Origin of the sequence: Mesorhizobium sp. M0185 (genome assembly GCF_040322175.1) — a bacterium.
GTDB lineage: Bacteria > Pseudomonadota > Alphaproteobacteria > Rhizobiales > Rhizobiaceae > Mesorhizobium.
Genome location: NZ_JAMYSY010000022.1, coordinates 88,975 through 104,726 on the forward strand (window position 1 = coordinate 88,975; position 15,752 = coordinate 104,726).

At 63.2% G+C, this 15,752-nt stretch carries 17 protein-coding genes; 12 read left to right on the plus strand and 5 right to left on the minus strand.

The features are described 5' to 3' along the window. Window positions 1–251: 251 nt before the first annotated feature. Window positions 252–674 (plus strand): CBS domain-containing protein, encoded by a 423-nt coding sequence (locus tag NKJ20_RS18810; RefSeq protein ID WP_023674444.1) that lies wholly within the window; start codon window positions 252–254, stop codon window positions 672–674. 155 nt (window positions 675–829) lie between these two features. On the opposite strand, the gene NKJ20_RS18815 is transcribed toward NKJ20_RS18810, so the two are convergent. Then, entirely contained in the window at window positions 830–1,255 is a 426-nt protein-coding gene (locus NKJ20_RS18815; protein ID WP_023674443.1) for a hypothetical protein, read from the minus strand. A 728-nt stretch (window positions 1,256–1,983) separates the two neighbouring features. Next, entirely contained in the window at window positions 1,984–2,415 is a 432-nt protein-coding gene (locus NKJ20_RS18820; RefSeq protein WP_352745968.1) for a YybH family protein, read from the minus strand. A gap of 240 nt (window positions 2,416–2,655) precedes the next feature. Here NKJ20_RS18820 and NKJ20_RS18825 point away from each other — a divergent pair, with 240 nt between their 5' ends. The 3 genes from NKJ20_RS18825 to NKJ20_RS18835 are packed head-to-tail and all read left to right on the plus strand — an operon-like array spanning window position 2,656 to window position 5,395. After that, window positions 2,656–3,303, plus strand: coding sequence for a cysteine hydrolase family protein (locus tag NKJ20_RS18825; protein WP_352745971.1), 648 nt, complete (start codon window positions 2,656–2,658; stop codon window positions 3,301–3,303). Further along, window positions 3,300–4,619 (plus strand): type I glutamate--ammonia ligase, encoded by a 1,320-nt coding sequence (locus NKJ20_RS18830; RefSeq protein WP_352745973.1) that lies wholly within the window; start codon window positions 3,300–3,302, stop codon window positions 4,617–4,619. Before NKJ20_RS18825 ends, NKJ20_RS18830 begins: the two co-directional genes overlap by 4 nt. Beyond that, window positions 4,619–5,395, plus strand: coding sequence for an N-formylglutamate amidohydrolase (locus NKJ20_RS18835; RefSeq protein WP_352745975.1), 777 nt, complete (start codon window positions 4,619–4,621; stop codon window positions 5,393–5,395). The genes NKJ20_RS18830 and NKJ20_RS18835 overlap by 1 nt, the downstream gene beginning before the upstream one ends. Before the next feature lie 63 nt (window positions 5,396–5,458). On the opposite strand, the gene NKJ20_RS18840 is transcribed toward NKJ20_RS18835, so the two are convergent. Together NKJ20_RS18840 and NKJ20_RS18845 are read right to left on the minus strand one after the other, a co-directional pair. Next, entirely contained in the window at window positions 5,459–6,088 is a 630-nt protein-coding gene (locus tag NKJ20_RS18840) for a hypothetical protein (protein ID WP_352745978.1), read from the minus strand. A 195-nt stretch (window positions 6,089–6,283) separates the two neighbouring features. After that, window positions 6,284–7,153, minus strand: coding sequence for a hypothetical protein (locus tag NKJ20_RS18845; protein WP_352745981.1), 870 nt, complete (start codon window positions 7,151–7,153; stop codon window positions 6,284–6,286). A gap of 46 nt (window positions 7,154–7,199) precedes the next feature. Here NKJ20_RS18845 and NKJ20_RS18850 point away from each other — a divergent pair, with 46 nt between their 5' ends. From NKJ20_RS18850 to NKJ20_RS18880, 7 genes are all read left to right on the plus strand, one after another. Beyond that, window positions 7,200–7,826 carry a DUF4129 domain-containing protein gene (locus tag NKJ20_RS18850; RefSeq protein ID WP_352449248.1) on the plus strand — a complete coding sequence of 209 codons (627 nt, stop codon included), beginning with the start codon at window positions 7,200–7,202 and terminating at the stop codon, window positions 7,824–7,826. After that, complete coding sequence (locus NKJ20_RS18855; RefSeq protein ID WP_352745984.1) at window positions 7,823–9,022, plus strand: DUF4350 domain-containing protein; 1,200 nt, start codon at window positions 7,823–7,825, stop codon at window positions 9,020–9,022. Before NKJ20_RS18850 ends, NKJ20_RS18855 begins: the two co-directional genes overlap by 4 nt. Beyond that, on the plus strand, window positions 9,009–9,965 hold the full coding sequence (locus tag NKJ20_RS18860) for an AAA family ATPase (protein ID WP_352449246.1): 957 nt from the start codon (window positions 9,009–9,011) through the stop codon (window positions 9,963–9,965). The genes NKJ20_RS18855 and NKJ20_RS18860 overlap by 14 nt, the downstream gene beginning before the upstream one ends. Then, window positions 9,962–11,269: a DUF58 domain-containing protein gene (locus NKJ20_RS18865; protein ID WP_352745987.1), complete on the plus strand. Its 1,308-nt coding sequence runs from the start codon at window positions 9,962–9,964 to the stop codon at window positions 11,267–11,269. The genes NKJ20_RS18860 and NKJ20_RS18865 overlap by 4 nt, the downstream gene beginning before the upstream one ends. After that, window positions 11,266–12,297, plus strand: a complete 1,032-nt coding sequence (locus NKJ20_RS18870) for a stage II sporulation protein M (protein ID WP_352745988.1) — start codon at window positions 11,266–11,268, stop codon at window positions 12,295–12,297. Before NKJ20_RS18865 ends, NKJ20_RS18870 begins: the two co-directional genes overlap by 4 nt. Before the next feature lie 64 nt (window positions 12,298–12,361). Beyond that, window positions 12,362–13,150, plus strand: a complete 789-nt coding sequence (locus tag NKJ20_RS18875; RefSeq protein WP_352457151.1) for an RDD family protein — start codon at window positions 12,362–12,364, stop codon at window positions 13,148–13,150. A 20-nt stretch (window positions 13,151–13,170) separates the two neighbouring features. Beyond that, entirely contained in the window at window positions 13,171–13,446 is a 276-nt protein-coding gene (locus NKJ20_RS18880) for a hypothetical protein (RefSeq protein WP_352449242.1), read from the plus strand. 41 nt (window positions 13,447–13,487) lie between these two features. Here NKJ20_RS18880 and NKJ20_RS18885 read toward each other — a convergent pair whose 3' ends face one another. After that, window positions 13,488–14,174, minus strand: a complete 687-nt coding sequence (locus NKJ20_RS18885; RefSeq protein ID WP_023674428.1) for a D-lyxose/D-mannose family sugar isomerase — start codon at window positions 14,172–14,174, stop codon at window positions 13,488–13,490. Between the two features lie 247 nt (window positions 14,175–14,421). Here NKJ20_RS18885 and NKJ20_RS18890 point away from each other — a divergent pair, with 247 nt between their 5' ends. Then, window positions 14,422–15,480, plus strand: a complete 1,059-nt coding sequence (locus tag NKJ20_RS18890) for a D-TA family PLP-dependent enzyme (RefSeq protein WP_352745991.1) — start codon at window positions 14,422–14,424, stop codon at window positions 15,478–15,480. The last annotated feature ends 272 nt before the right edge of the window (window positions 15,481–15,752 follow it).

Below are 15,752 nucleotides of genomic sequence, written 5' to 3' on the forward strand. Positions count from 1 at the left end.
AGGACCGCTCATCGAATATTGCCGCATCGCCGATGTTGCGGTTATCGATGCTGGGGGATACGGCAGACCGGGAACGCGGGCAAGGTGCACCATGCGGCGGGAGCGACATGGGTAAAAAGTGCACTGTCACCGTAATTCCGCATGACAACCACCGCAAAATGCGGGTCTGGATGATGACCTCTGGCAGCCAAACCCCGTCCGCGTTAGAATGGGACAGGGGACATTCACCAACCCAGCAAGGGAGGTCCGCCATGAAAGTCAAAGACGCAATGCATAAGGGTGTCGACTGGGTCAGCCCCGAAACCGCTGTCACCGAACTGGCGAAAATGATGCGAGCCCAGGATATCGGGTCGATTCCCATTGGAGAGAACGACCGACTGATCGGAATGGTGACCGACCGTGATATTGTCTGCAACGGACTGGCAGAAGATGGTTTCGACGGCCGCATCGCAACGGCGCGCGATGTTATGACGGCCGGCATTCACTGCTGCCGCGAAGACGACGATCTGGCCAAGGCCGTACGGCACATGGAAGAACTGAAAATCCGCAGGTTGCCGGTGATCAACAAGAATATGCGGATGGTCGGCATCCTTAGCGTCGGCGACGTCAGTCAGTCGGCACCGAGGGAACTGGTGTCCGAATACGTCAAGAGCGTTTCCGCCCACCACCACTGAAGGGCGGCTCGCCCGTGCGCTAAGGCCTCAGTCTGCCGCCGCGCTGGCCACAGCGCGCCGGCAGAAATGTCCGGTCATCGAGGCCGTGGCGCACCGGAAAAGCCCGCCGGCCGAAGCCGGCTGGAGCGTCTGCAGTCGCCAGAGTGTGGGTAACTTTATGCAGCCTTCAGGTTAATCACCCGCATCACTGCGACCGCTGTTCCGTTGTTCGTAGCAGCCTCCTTCGTGCTACCCTTGCCGCAGCTCCATACGTCACCCTCCTTGGCCGTGAACTGCATGTCTCCGGCCGTGACCTGCAGCTCGCCTTCAGTGACCGTGCAGACCATATCGTCGGCCATGACATCCCCGAGCGGGCTAGTTGCCTTTGGCTGGTAGACGACGTCTTCCATGGCAATTTTCTTGTACCCCTTGATATGGGAGTCTCGTGTTCCCAGTTCGACGAGCCGAACGCCGGGAAAAATCTCTTTGCCATCAGTCGGACCGTAGGTCTTGGCCGCTACCGGAATGGGCTTTGCGACCAATAGCGGGGCCGCCAACGAGGTGGCACCAAGGGCGAGAGCATTACGTCGATTCATCTTCATACCATCCTCCCTGAGTTAGTTTGCCCGACCGGGCGAACCTGATATTTTACGCGCCCGTTCAGCCAAATAGTCAAAACACAATTGGTCAAGCCAACGCCTGGCCTGCGCGCGTTCTGGCGTGCCGCTGTCCTACACCGCCGAAGTGCTTCGCGCGTCTTGGCGGCTCGCTGCGGCTGGCTGCGCATGGCCTGCCTGCCACACCTCTTGACTGTCCGAGCGGGTTAGATACTTTTTGCTGCGTGCCTTGAGAAAAGCGGTGCCGGGCACCTTGGTCAGCCGCGTGATAACCGACGAATGGGTGAGCCCTCACGTCGAGGAGAAAGAAGAAACAGCACCAGCTCTTGCTGGCCGCGCTGCCTAAAGCGAAACCGAAAATGACCTAGATTGTTGATGCGACGCGGGAAATTGGCCGCTAAGGATGAATTACGGTGACAGTGCACTTTTACCATGTCGCCTCCGCCGCATGGTGCACCTAGCCCGCGTTCCCGGTCTGCCGCATCCCCAGCACCGTACGGGCGAGCCAAAGTGTTTTCACGTCCGAAGACTATATGTTCCTGCTGATCGAGTATTGCCGCGTCGCCGATGTCGCGGTTTTTCAATGCGCCCGTGGGCCGAGAGTATCGGCGAGCAAATCGGCAAAGCCGTGAGAACCCGGAAAACGAGGCAGGCGGCGAAAAGAAAAATGGTGCACTGTCACCGTAATTCCTAAAACCTCTCCGGCAACCCTTCTACTCCCCGACAATGGACGTCGACGGGCGTGCCGAGGTTATCGGATCGGCATGACGAAGGACGATCCTCCACGCGCCTTCCTCGCGCCGGAATATGGTGGTGACTCGAAGCGCAATCGGCACCAGTTTGTTGCCACCACCGACCTTGGACTGGAACCGCTCGACCTCGATGATGTATCCCAAGTCGGCTGTCGCATACTCCGAGATGCGCTCAAAGCCGATGGCCTTGCCGTGCCGGTAATTGGTGGCGGCCCGTTCCATCGTCTCAGCGGCCTTTCTCCATCCCTTCGCCGGCGGGCCAAAGGGATTGGCAATAATGACGTCGTCCTGTCGCGAGTAGAGGTTTTTCAGGGGCTCAGGATCGCCCTTTACGAAGGCATCCAGAGCCAGATGATCCTGCTCGATAAATTTCGTCAGGTCGGAGGCTAACATCTTAACATCGCCCCATGACTAAAAAGAGAACTCTATCAAGCACTTCATCCGCCCTTCACTTCGCCGTAGGCGTTCGGCTCAATCGATCATGACAGAGACCCCCGTCTCCACGCCCGAAAACAAAGCTTACCTTAAATTAGCGACTTCGAATACTCCCAGTAAGTGTGTTCGCGACGCAGACGCGTGGACCAAAATCAGCTAAATCAGCCAGACGTGATCAGCGAAGCAGGACCCCCAAGCATGACGCCATCACTGCCAAAACGAAACGAGCCGTTCCGGGCTGGCGAAACCGCGCTGCTGCTGGTCGACATGCAGCGCGTCTGGCTGGAGCCCGGGGCCGATCCGGCGCATCCGGAGCGCGGTCCCGATCACTATTTCTACCGGCAGACGGCGTCGCAAACGATCCCCAACCAGGAGCGCCTTCTGGCGGCGGCGCGGGCCAACGGCGTCGAGGTGATCCATACCATCATCCAGAGCCTGACCGAAGACGGCCGCGACCGCTCGCTCGACCACAAGCTGACGCCGATCCATATCGCGCCGAGCCAGCCGGAGGGACTGCCGGTGCCGTCGCTGGCGCCGGTCGGCGACGAGATCATGCTGCCGAAGACGTCGTCGGGCGTCTTCAACTCCACCAACATCGATTATGTCCTGAAAAACCTCGGCGTGCGTTACCTGGTCGTCGCCGGCATCATGACCGACCAGTGCGTCGACATGGCGGTACGCGATGCCGCCGATCGCGGCTACCTCGTCACCTGTGTATCCGACGCCTGCGCCGCCGCCTCGCAAGAGCGTCATGACGGCGCGCTAAAAGCCTTCGGTGGCTATTGCTGGGTCGCTGATACCGCCACCGTTACGGGCCGTTTCGAAGCCTTGGGAAAAGCTGCATGACATCGACCGTCGAACCGCTGGTTGCCGTCGTCACCACCGACCTTTCGGCGATCACGCGCGGCCGCTCCGTCGTCGAAAGCAAGCTGCAGAAGATCGCGGCGACCGGGGTCGGCTGGCTGCAGGCCAATCTGTCGCTGACGCCGTTCAACTCGATCGTCGACCCCAATCCGTGGGGCTCGTCGGGCGATGTGCGGCTCATTCCCGATCTCAACGGGCGGTTTCGCACGGCGCTGACCGGATCGGCGACGCCTTTCGACATGGTCGCCGGCAACATCGTCGAACTCGACGGCAGCCCGTGGGTCGGCTGTACGCGGACCATGCTCAAGGATGCGCTGGCGGAGTTGAAGGCAGCGGCCGGGCTTTCCGTCATCGCCGCCTTCGAGCATGAATTCCATATCGAGGGCGACTTTGGGCCGGCTCATTCGATGTCGTTGGCAGCACTGCGCCGCGCCGACCCGTTTGCCGCCAATCTGATGGCGGCGCTGGCGGAAGCCGGCGTCGCGCCGGAAGTGGTGATCGCCGAATTCGGCACCGACCAGTTCGAGGTGACGTGCGAGCCGGCCGATGCGCTTGCCGCGGCCGATCGCGCCGTCGCCATCCGCGAGATCACGCGCGAAGTCGCGCGATGTGCCGGCTGGCGGGCGAGCTTCGCGCCCAAGATCGCGCCGGATGCCGTCGGCAACGGCGTCCACATCCATTTCAGTTTCGTCGACGAGGCCGGCAAGCCGGCGACCTATGACCCGGCCCAGCCTGGCGGCCTTTCCAGCCGTGCCGCTTCGTTCTGCGCCGGCGTGCTGCGCCACCTGCCCGCGATCACCGCCATGACGGCGGCGAGTGTGTCGTCCTACTACCGGCTGAGGCCGCATAGCTGGAGCTCGTCCTACACCTGGCTTGCCGATCGCGACCGCGAGGCGAGCCTGCGCATCTGCCCGACGGTGACCATCGGCGGGCGCGATCCGGCGCGGCAGTACAACATCGAATACCGGGCAGCCGACGCCACCGGCAATCCCTATTTGTCGCTGGCGGCGATCGTGCGCGCCGGGCTGGAGGGGCTGAAGGCCAAGCTGCCGGCGCCGCCGCTTGTCTCGGGCGACCCGACGCTGATGAGCGTTGCCGAGCGCAAGAAGCTTGGCCTCGTGCGGCTGCCGGAAACGCTGCCTGCGGCACTCGACGCACTCGTTGCCGACAAGACCGTCACCGCATGGTTCGCGCCGGTGTTCGTCGAGACCTTTGTCGGCCTCAAGCGGCATGAGACCGAGCGCCTCGCCGGTCTCGACCCAGTGGCTGTCTGCGATCTCTACCGGACGCTGTATTGATGGCTGAGCCGCTTGCCAGCGCCATCCTACCGGAAGGTTGGCTTCCAGCGGTCGACGCAATCAACGAAACGGGGCGTTCCGATATCGTTCTGATATGCGAGCATGCGTCCAATCACATCCCGGCCGAATATGCATGCCTCGGTCTCGGCAGCAGCCATTTGCAGCGCCATATCGCCTGGGATATCGGCGCCGCCGAAGTGACCCGCGCTCTGTCGAAGCTGCTCGATGCTCCGGCTTTCCTCAGCTCCTATTCGCGGCTTTTGATCGATCTCAACCGGCCGCTTGGTTCCGGCGGCAGCATTCCGGTGCAATCGGAGGACACGGACATCCCCGGCAATGTCGGCCTCGATCCGGAGGAACGAAGCCGGCGTGCCGAAGTCATGTTCGCGCCGTTTCATGACCGCGTGGCCGCCCATCTCGACCACCGGGCGAAGCAGAGCAGACCGACGCGGATCGCGACGATCCACTCCTTCACGCCGGTCTTCCTCGGCATTGCGCGGCCCTGGCACGCCGGCGTGCTTTACGATCGGGCAGTCGATTTCGGCCAGGCAGTGCTTGCCGGCCTGCGCGCCGACAGCGGGCTCAACGCCGCGGCAAACGAGCCCTACGTGATCAGCCGCGACGGCGACTATGCCATACCCGTCCACGGCGACGATCGCGGCATTCCCGCGGTCCTCATCGAGATCAGGCAGGACCTGCTCGCGAGCCGCTCCGGCATCGAGGAATGGGCGAAGCGGCTGGCGGCGGCATTGCCGGTGCAGACACAGGCTTTGTGAACAAGCTCGGCTCAGTAGCGCAACGCGAGAGCCGAGCCGTCGGTGAAAAGCCTCCACCCGTCCTCAGGAGAAGATTTCCGCCAAGTCTTCGACGCTGGTGCCTTCCTTGACTTGCCGCAATTCGACATAGCTGACCGCTGCGGCGATCGACAATACGACTTGCTCGGCTGCGCCCCGCAAGGCGTCCAGGAAGAACCCGAGCGTAATGCCTAAGGAAGATAGGACGCGGTCCGACGCAAAATTGATTGCGACCGAAGCCACGAATAGGGGAAACCAGAGACCGAGCAGACGCCAGCGGCTCCCCTTGGAAAGGTCGCGGCTACGGCCCAAACTCGCGAATACTCCCAAACGTTCCTGTATCAGAACCGGTATCGCTACAACCCAGAGAACCAACCACAACAATCCCGGAACGATGAGCAGCACGAGGCCGACTGTGAAGCCGATGTTGACAATCAGCGAAATGCCGATTGCCGGCAGCAGGAGCGCCAAGGCTGTCCCCATACGATCTCGCATCGACGGCCGCTTGCCGCTCAAATCCTCGATTGCAGCGCGCGTCAGCACCGCCTCCAGGAAAGCCATAAGGACCACATAGCCGATCGCGCCAACGACCGTGAGCACGAGCCGTTGAACCGAGAATTCCGCAACGCCATGCTCGATATTCGTAACGGATTTCCAGAACCAGAGCGCAAACACGAATCTGGGCAAGGTGTAGAAAATCAGGGCAAGCCCGAGGCAGAGCGCGAGATTGCGGCCGATGACCGCAAAGCTGGCGCCGAAAACCCTGCCGATACGAAATGTGTTGGGCTGGTCCAGCGTTATTGACGCCACGATATTACCTATCCAGTCCAGACCGATCCTGACGCGATGAAGGCAGCAAATCCCTTGCCGCTACGAGAAGATTTCCGCCAAGTCTTCGACGCTGGTGCCTTCCTTGACTTGCCGCAGCTCGACATAGCTGACTGCCGGGGCGATCGACGTCACAATGGATACGATCGCTGTCACCAGGGCGCCAAGAAATATGCCGGTGGTTAGGCCAAAGACCATGATCGCACGGCTGAGCACGGCCTGGATCAGCACCACAGCTATGAACAGGACAATCCAGAATCCGAACAGAGCCCAGCGGCTTCCTTTGGTAAGTTCCCGGCTGCGCTTCATGCTGCCGAAGACCCCCAGTCTTTCCTGAACCAAAACAGGCACAGCGACAGACCAACGAAGCCACAATATGATGCCGGGAACGAGCAGAAGCATCGCGCCGGCGGCGGCGCCGAGGCTCACCAGCACCGCGATGCCTATCACCGGCAGCAGGAGAGAGATTGCCGTCTTGAGGCAATCGCCAATCAATGGTCGCTTGCCGTTCAGATCCTCGATCGCGGCACGCACCAGCGCCGCCTGCAGGATTGCCGACAGTGTCATGGAAACCAACACGCCAACGATCGTGGCAGTGATTCGTTGGACTGAGAACTCCGGAACGCCAGCCTCGACGTTGGTCGCCCATTTCCAAATCCAAAGCTGGTAAAGAAGCGTAGGCAAGCCTGAGAACAGCATGGCCAATCCGAGGCAAAGCACCGGATTGCGGCTGATGACAGCGAAGCTGTCGTTGAAAACCCTGCCGATGCGAAATTTGTTCGGCCGTTCCAGTGTCACTGATGTCACGATACGTCCCCCTGCCTCGCCGCCGCATGTGGCTGGCGGCCCCGCTGGTAAATCTGCCAAGATTGGCGGTCGCCGTCCAGCCCACTTGCAATTGTTCCGCTGCATTGTCAGTGTCGGCTGGGAACCACAGGTTGCAGGGGAGCGGGTGGCGGTGGCACAGCCAGGCACAGCGGAAGCCGAACGGCTGACCAATCTGCACAAGCAGCTGATCGCCGATGAGTCGATCCAGTTCGACCTGCCGGCCTATGTGTCGCCGAAGCCGCCCGAGTGGCTGAAACCGCTGCAGGATTTTTTGTCGTGGCTCGGTCCCTACATGATCTATCTGTTCTGGGGGGCGGTGATATCGGGCATCGCAATCATCCTGCTTCTGGTCTTCCTTGAGGTGAAAGGCATCGCCTGGCGGCTGCCGTGGCAGCGCGCTCGACCCGAAGTCGAAGACGAAGAAGCCTGGCGCCCCGACGCCGACGCCGCGCAGATCCTGCTGTCGCAAGCGGATGCGCTGGCCGCACGCGGCGACTACGACGAGGCGGTTCACCTTTTGCTTCGGCGCAGCGTCGCCGATATTGCCGGCCGGCTACCGGACTTCCTGCGCCCGTCGCTCACCGCGCGCGACATCGCCAATGCCCCTTCCCTGCCGGGAAGGGCACGCCATGCGTTTACCGAGATCGCCCGCATTGTCGAGGCGGCGCTGTTCGCGCGCCGGCCGGTCGGCGCGGAAGGCTGGCGGCAGGCGCGCGGCGCCTATGAACGTTTCGCCTTCCGGGATGCCTGGACGTGAGTGCACCGGCGGTCGAGGCACAGGAGCCGTTCAATCGAAAGACACTGTTTTGGGGGATTTTCGCCAGCCTCCTTGCGGCAGCCGGTTTCTTCCTGCTGTCCACCTATGCTCCCGATTTCCGGCAACCCGGCAATGGCGGCGCCACGCCGCTGTCGAAAAGCGGCGTCGGCTACGCTGGCCTGGCGGAATGGCTGCGGCTCACCGGCGAAGCGCCCTTGATGGCGCGGACCGAAGACGATCTTGCCAGAGATATACTGCTGATCGTCACCATCTCGCCTGACAGCGATCCGGAGGCGCTCGACCACATCCTCAATCTTCGCCAGGACCAGAACACGCTCTTCGTGCTGCCCAAATGGCAGATCCTGCCGCTGCAGGGGCATGAAGGCTGGAACATGAAATTCGGGCGATTGCCCGGTTCGGTGGTGAACGAATGGCTTGGCCGCATCGCCGATGCGAAGATCGGTGCCGGCCAGAGCACGGCAAAGCAACTCGACATCGAAGGCAACATGGTTGCCGCACCCGAAGAATTGCAGTGGGTGGCCGACAAGTACCCTCTCATCGCAGCCGGCAATGACAAGGCTGTGCTTACCGAACTAGACGACAAGCCGTTCTATATCCTGACTGACCCCGACCTGATCAACAACGCCGCCCTCAAGGATCCCGCAAAGGCAGCAGCCGCGCTCGGGCTGATTGCCTTGCTCCAGCCCGACGACGGACCGGTGATGTTCGATCTGACGCTGCACGGCGCGGGGCGGAAGTATGATCTGGCCAAGCTTCTGGTCGAGCCGCCATTCCTGGCGCTGACACTGACGATCCTGATCGCTGCGGCGCTGGCGTTCCTGCATGGCCTTGGCCGGTTCGGCCCGCCGCGTATCGACCAGCGCGCGATTGCCTTCGGCAAGCGTGCGCTGGTCGATACGACGGCGATGCTCATGCGGCGTGCCGGTCGGCTGGACGAACTGGGAGGCCGCTATGCGGCCTTGATGCGGGTACGCGCCGGCGCGCTGCTCGGCGCACCGCAAGGGTTGCAAGGCAAACCGCTCGACCACTGGCTCGACTCTCGCGATAAGGAGCAAGCCGGCGGTTTCACGACGCGCTCGCAAGCGGCCGGCGAGGCGAAGAACCTGACGCAGATGCAACAGGCAGCAGAACGGCTGCATGACTGGACGGCAAGGAGGCTCGGTGAACGTCGATGATGTGAAGGCCCTGGCGACACGGATCAGGGAAGAAGTGGCCAAGGCGATCACCGGGCAGCACGATACGGTCGACCTGATGCTGACCGCCTTGTTTGCGGGCGGGCATATCCTGCTGGAAGGTCCCCCGGGCACGGCCAAGACAATGACGGCGCGCTGCTTCGCCCAGGCGCTGGGGATCGCCTACGGGCGCATCCAGTTCACGCCGGACCTGATGCCGGGCGATATCGTCGGGTCGAACATCTACAACTTCCAGACCGGGCAGTTCACGCTGACGCGCGGCCCGATCTTCTGCGATCTCCTGCTTGCCGACGAAATCAACCGCACGCCGCCCAAGACGCAGGCCGCACTGCTCGAGGCGATGCAGGAACATGCGGTCACCTTCGACGGCACCACGCATTCGCTCGGCCGCAATTTCATGGTCGTCGCGACCCAGAATCCGATCGAGCACCAGGGCGTCTATCCGCTGCCGGAGGCGCAGCTCGACCGCTTCCTGTTCAAGCACCGCGTCAGCTATCCCGGCCCCGAGGAAGAACGAGCCATCATCGTCCATCACGGCGGCGGCTCCGCCTCGCACGACATCGCGCAATATGGCATCGAGGCGCAGACGGATCGCGAAACGCTGCAGGAGGCCCTTGAAGTCGTCGGCTCCGTCACCCTTGTCGACGATGTCGTCGGCTACATAGCGGCGCTGGTTCGGGCTACGCGCGAAAATGCCGATCTGGAGGTCGGGGCCAGTCCGCGCGCCGGCGCCATGCTGGCGCGCGCGGCGCGTGCCCGGGCGGCGCTGGACGGACGCGCCTACGTGATCCCCGACGACGTCAAGGCGCTGGCGGTGCCGGCGCTGCGTCATCGCGTCATCCTTTCGCCTGCCGCCCAGATCGATGGCCGGCTGGTCGAGCAGATCGTCTCCGACCTGGTCGACCAGACGGAAGCACCACGTTGATCTATCCCAGCGGCCGAGCGGTATGGGCAGCTGCGGCCGGCGCGGTGCCGGCCTTCCTGGTCGCGCTGGCACTGCCGTCGTTCTGGTATCTGGGGTTGCTGTGGAGTTGCCTGCTGCTTGCCTTCCTGGCGGTGGATGCCGCGGCCGGACGCGGACGGGCATCGCTGAATGCCAGCATCGATGCGCCGCAGCAGGTCGGTGTCGGCGGCGAGTTCAGCGTGCACGTCGCCGCCCGTCACTCGGGGCCGCGCGCCGCGGAGGCTCGGGTCGGCCATGATGCGCGTCTGGCGCCGGTGAGCGGCAGCGGCGGCGCGTTGCAGCCGACCGCCGGAGGCGGGTCGCTCAATCTCCGCTTCCAGGCGCTGCGGCGCGGCGTCGCCAGCTTCGACCGTCTCTGGGTGCGCTGGCGCGGGCCATTTGGGCTGGTCTGGAACCAGGTCGTACTGCCGGTGGAAAGCAAGGTTGCGGTGCTGCCCGACGTCAGCAGCGCTCGCGGCGAGGCGATCGCGCTGCTGCAACATGCGGCGCTTGCCGAAGGCCATGCGCAGCGCCGCGCCGGCCAAGGCCGCGAGTTCGACGCGCTCAAGGATTACCAGCCGGGCATGGGCCGGCGCATGATCGACTGGAAGCGCAGCGCCCGCCACGGCAAGCTTTTGGCGCGCGAGTTCCGCATCGAGGAGAACAACAATATCGTGCTGGCCATCGATAGCGGACGCCTGATGTGCGAACCGGTCGACGGTGTGCCGAAGGTGGACCGGGCCGTGACGGCCGCCTTGCTGTCGGCATTCATCGCGCTGAAGGGCGGTGACATGGTCAGCTTGTTCGGCTTCGATGCAAGGCCGCGCGTTTCGAGCGGCGCGGTGCGCGGCCCCGCCAGCTTTGCGATGATCCAGAAACGGGCCGCCGAGATCGACTACTCCAGCGAGGAGACCAATTTCACGCTGGCATTGACGACGCTGGCGGCGCGGCTCGACCGCCGCTCGCTGGTCATCATCTTCACCGATTTCGTCGATCCGATCAGCGCGGAATTGATGCTGCGCACCGTGGGCCGGCTCACCGAACGGCATCTCGTGCTGTTCATGATGATGAAGGACACCGAACTGGAGGGCCTGGCCGACCTGCCGCCACGCTCCGGCGAGGATGTTGCCCGCGCGGTCGTCGCCGGAGGGCTTTTGCGCGAAAGGCAGGTCGTCATCGGCCGGCTGCGCCTGCTTGGGGCGCATGTGATCGAAGCCGACCACAGCCGGCTCGGTCCGGCGCTGGTCGAGCGCTATCTGCAGTTCAAGCAGGAGGATTTGCTGTGACGGCGCCGGTACGCAGCAATGCGGTGCGCGGCGACGCGGTACGCCAGTCGCTGGCCAGCTTCCGCCGCGAGCGCGAGGCCGACTGGAAGGCATTCGAGGCGTTGCTGGCGCGTGTCGAGAAGCGTGCGCCGCGGACGCTTTCCGAAGAGGAGCTGCTGTCGCTGCCGCTGCTCTATCGATCGGCGCTGTCTTCCCTGTCGGTGGCGCGCGCGACATCGCTCGATAATGCGCTGGTCGGCTATCTCGAAGCGCTGTCGCTGCGCGGTTATTTCTATCTCTACGGCGCGCGCCGCGGGCTGCGGCAGCGCCTCGCCGATTTCTTCCTGCATGACTGGCCCGAAGCCATTCGCGACCTGTGGCGCGAGACATTGGCGTCGGTCGCGCTGATGGTGATCGGCATTGGTGCAGGCGCCTGGCTGGTGGCATCCGACAAGAGCTGGTTCGACGCGATCATCCCGCCCGGCCTGGCAGGAGGCCGCGGCCCCGACACCTCGGCCGAACTGCTGCGAGGCATGCTTTATGATGGCGACAATGGCTTTCTCTCAGGCTTTGCCGCCTATCTGTTCACGCACAACGTCCAGGTCGCAATCCTGGCCTTCGCCCTTGGCTTCGCCTTCGCAGTGCCGACGGTGCTGCTGATGCTGTTCAACGGCTGCATGATCGGGGCGTTGTTCCAAGTCTACTGGTCCAAGGGGCTTGGCATGGAGCTCGGCGGCTGGCTGGCCATCCACGGCACCACCGAATTGTTCGCAATCTCTTTGGCCGGCGCGGCGGGCATGCGCATCGGCACCAGCATCGCCTTTCCCGGCGAATTGACACGCATGGCGGCAGCGGCTCGCGCCGGACGCATCGCCGCGAACGCCATGGTCGGGGTCTCAGTCATGCTGCTGTTTGCCGGGCTGCTCGAGGGCATTGGCAGGCAGACCATCACCAGCGACATCACGCGCTACGGCATTGGCGGTGGCATGCTGGTGCTGTGGATCGGTTATTTCTACCTGTTCCGGGCGGTGCGGCATGGCGATCGTTAAACGCGCCGCCTTCGCGGCTATACGGCCGCTGATCACGCCCGAAGGCGTCGATCTCCGGATAAAGTTGGCCGACGCCGGCACGCGGGCCTCCGCCTTCCTGCTCGACATCGTGTTCATCGCCGTGGCTGCAATCGTGATCACGATCGTCGCGCTGTTCGGGGTGGGAGGCCTTGGCAGCGAGGGATTTCAGCCGCTCTTCGTCGTCTGGATCATCCTGATCTTCTTTCTGCGCAACGCCTACTTCATCGTTTTCGAAGCGGGCCGGCGCGCGGCTACGCCCGGCAAGCGGATCGTCGGCATCCGGGTCGCGTCGCGCAGCGGAGACGGCCTGTCGATCGACCAGGTCATCGCCCGCAACCTGATGCGCGAGATCGAGGTGTTCCTGCCGCTGTCGATCATCGTTGGACGCAGCGGGACCGACCTCGCCGACACGCTGACGACGGTGTTCGGACTGGTGTGGACGCTGCTGTTTGCCTTGTTCCCGCTGTTCAATCGAGACCGCATGCGGATCGGCGACCTGTTGGCGGGGACCTGGGTGGTCGAGGCGCCGAAGCGCGCCTTGCTTGAAGACCTGTCGGCACGGCAGGATCCGGCGGCCGGCGCCTTCCGGTTCAGCCACGCCCAACTCGATGCCTACGGGATTGCCGAACTCCACAAGCTGGAGGAGGTGCTGCGCCGCGACGACTATTTCGCCCTGCGGACGGTGGCCGAAACGATCGGACGCAAGATCGGCGCGGCACCCCAAGCCCATGACGCACGCGCGTTCCTGACGGCGTATTACGGGGAATTGCGGGCGCATCTCGAGCGCAAGCTGCTGCTGGGCAACCGCAGGGCCGACAAGCACGCACGGTAACAACGCTCCGCGAGGCTGTCATGAACACATCTCTATCCGAGCTTGAACTTCAAGAGATGGAAGCCCGAGTTGCCGCGGCCCAGACCGGCCCGTGGAAATCGTGGGTCGAGGGCCGGGATTTTTCTGGAGGATCGAATTTCATCCAAACCGGCCAAGGACCGGATAGAGGTGAAGACATCGAAATGACTGGCGCGACGATTGCCGACCAGGATTTCATTGCCGCCGCTCGCCAGGACATCCCTCGCCTGATCGCCGAAGTCCGCAGGCTACGTGGAATTGCTAATCGCACGAATTGAATTCGTGGTCGTTTTTCGACAATCCTGCCGACTCTTCTGCCCTACCCCACCCACTTCTCATAATCGGACACCAGCAGGTGCAGCGGTGCTGTGTCCTCGTCGATGTCCGCGAAGCGGCCGATTGGCTCGCGGAAGACGTTGTCGGTGAGATCGTCGTTGACGGTCGAAACCTCGCCGATCAGCACGTCCTTGCCCTCGGCCCAGAAGGCGTGCCAGACGCCCGGCAGCAAAGTGACGCTCTGGCCTGGGTCGAGCTTCAGCAGCCCGCCCGCGGGCAGCCTGTGGATGGTTCCGTCGACAGGCACCGATACTTCGGCCTTCGGATCGATGCCGCCATCGCGATCATGCATGAACAGCTCCAGCACCAGCTTGCCGCCGCCACGGTTGATGATGTCCTCGGCCTTGATGTTGTGGCGGTGCATCGGCGACAGCTGATCCTTGCGCGAGATCATGATCTTTTCGGCATAGAGCATGCCCATGCCCTTCTTCATGTCCTCGTAGCGGCCGTTGCGAACGGTGAACAGGAACAGGCCGAGCTCGTCGAATTTCTCCTGGCCGTAGTCGGTGATGTCCCAGCCAAGCCGCGACGAGAAGATTGCCGACGAATCCTGCCGGCGCGCCTTCATCTCTTCCGGCGACCAGTAGGCGAAGGGCGGCATGATGTAGCCGAACGAGCGGATGAAGGCGTCGGCGTCGCGGATGATGTCGTTGATGGCGGAGCGTTTCATGATCGTGGTTCCTTCCCGTCGCTTTGCGAGCGCTAGAACGGTTCATCGTTTCACGGAAACGCCGAACCGCTCTATCTTTTTTTTGGACGCAATTCCGGACGGAAAACCGTTTCACACTTTTCCTGGGAATTGCTCAAACTGCAATAGCCGAACGTCCATCCGGTGTCGATGCAAACTGCTGTCGCTGGCCCCATGACATGGGGTCCGATCAGGGCCATAAGGTCAACCAATTTCCGATGGTGAGACCATGCGCAGCATAGACGACCTCGATACGCCGGCGATCCTGATCGATGCCGGCCGCGCCGAAGCCAATATCGCGCGGGCGCAGGCCCATGCCGACCGGCACGGGCTGAAGCTCAGGCCGCACATCAAGACCCACAAACTGCCCTACTGGGCAAAGAAGCAGATCGCGGCCGGCGCCGTCGGCATCACCTGCCAGAAGATCGGCGAGGCCGAGGTCATGGCCGACGCCGGACTGACCGACATCTTTCTGCCCTACAATATCCTCGGGCGGGCCAAGCTGGAGCGCCTCAAGGCGCTGCACGGCCGCGTAACCCTGTCGGTGACAACGGACAGCATGGACACGCTGATGGGACTTGCCGCCACCTTTACCGATCCCGGCCACCGCCTGCCGGTGCTGGTCGAATGCGACACCGGCATGGGCCGCTGCGGTGTGCAGTCGGCCGGCGAGGCAGCCGCGCTGGCGAGCGAGATCGACAAGTTCCGGGGGCTCGTCTTCGGCGGCTTGATGACCTACCCGGGGGCTGGCCGCGCCGCCGAGACCGAGGCGTGGCTCGCCGATGCGCAGCAAGCACTTGCCGCAGCCGGCCTTGCTTGCGAGCGCATTTCCAGCGGCGGCACACCCGATATGTGGCGTTCCGGCGAGCATAGCGTCGTTACCGAATACCGGCCCGGCACCTACATCTATCTCGACCGCTATCAGGTCGCCAAAGGCGTCGGCAGCCTCGACGATTGCGCACTGACGGTGCTGTCGACGGTGGTCAGCCACCCAACGCCGACACGCGCCATCCTCGACGCCGGCAGCAAGGCCCTGTCCAGCGACACGCTGGGGCTCGCCGATTTCGGCGAGCTGCTGGGCATTTCAGGCGCAAGGGTGACCAGCCTCAGCGAAGAGCACGGCAATGTCACTCTGTCAGGCGGCGCCGAGCTTCGCATCGGCGAGCGCGTACGCGTCGTGCCCGACCATTGCTGCGTCGTCACCAACCTGTTCGACGAGGTGCATCTGATCGAAGGCGAGACGGTGATCGAGACGCTCCCGGTCAAGGCGCGCGGGCGGATGGGATGAGTCCAGCTGGAGCGCGTGCGCTTCAGGTACAAAATCCTTCAAACGCTGGAGGGACAGCGCCCCCCTCTGGCCTGCCGGCCATCTCCCCCTCAAGGGGGGAGATCGGTAGCTTCGCCGGTAGCGCCTCTCTTTCAACTTTCGCGATTGGCGAAACGATACGTGACATTCAATCTCCCCCCTTGAGGCACTAGGGCGTATACACATCTTGCTGCGACGGATTGACTCGGTTGTGACGTGTCGGATTCCGCCGGCGTGTGCTGTATGATTCTTCT

Coding starts and splice junctions, on each gene's coding strand:
- NKJ20_RS18835 (WP_352745975.1), top strand. CDS start 4,619: ATGGCTGAGCCGCTTGCCAGCGCCATCCTACCGGAAGGTTGGCTTCCA.
- NKJ20_RS18830 (WP_352745973.1), top strand. CDS start 3,300: ATGACATCGACCGTCGAACCGCTGGTTGCCGTCGTCACCACCGACCTT.
- NKJ20_RS18880 (WP_352449242.1), top strand. CDS start 13,171: ATGAACACATCTCTATCCGAGCTTGAACTTCAAGAGATGGAAGCCCGA.
- NKJ20_RS18890 (WP_352745991.1), top strand. CDS start 14,422: ATGCGCAGCATAGACGACCTCGATACGCCGGCGATCCTGATCGATGCC.
- NKJ20_RS18885 (WP_023674428.1), bottom strand. CDS start 14,174: ATGAAACGCTCCGCCATCAACGACATCATCCGCGACGCCGACGCCTTC.
- NKJ20_RS18815 (WP_023674443.1), bottom strand. CDS start 1,255: ATGAAGATGAATCGACGTAATGCTCTCGCCCTTGGTGCCACCTCGTTG.
- NKJ20_RS18825 (WP_352745971.1), top strand. CDS start 2,656: ATGACGCCATCACTGCCAAAACGAAACGAGCCGTTCCGGGCTGGCGAA.
- NKJ20_RS18845 (WP_352745981.1), bottom strand. CDS start 7,153: ATGCAGCGGAACAATTGCAAGTGGGCTGGACGGCGACCGCCAATCTTG.
- NKJ20_RS18810 (WP_023674444.1), top strand. CDS start 252: ATGAAAGTCAAAGACGCAATGCATAAGGGTGTCGACTGGGTCAGCCCC.
- NKJ20_RS18820 (WP_352745968.1), bottom strand. CDS start 2,415: ATGTTAGCCTCCGACCTGACGAAATTTATCGAGCAGGATCATCTGGCT.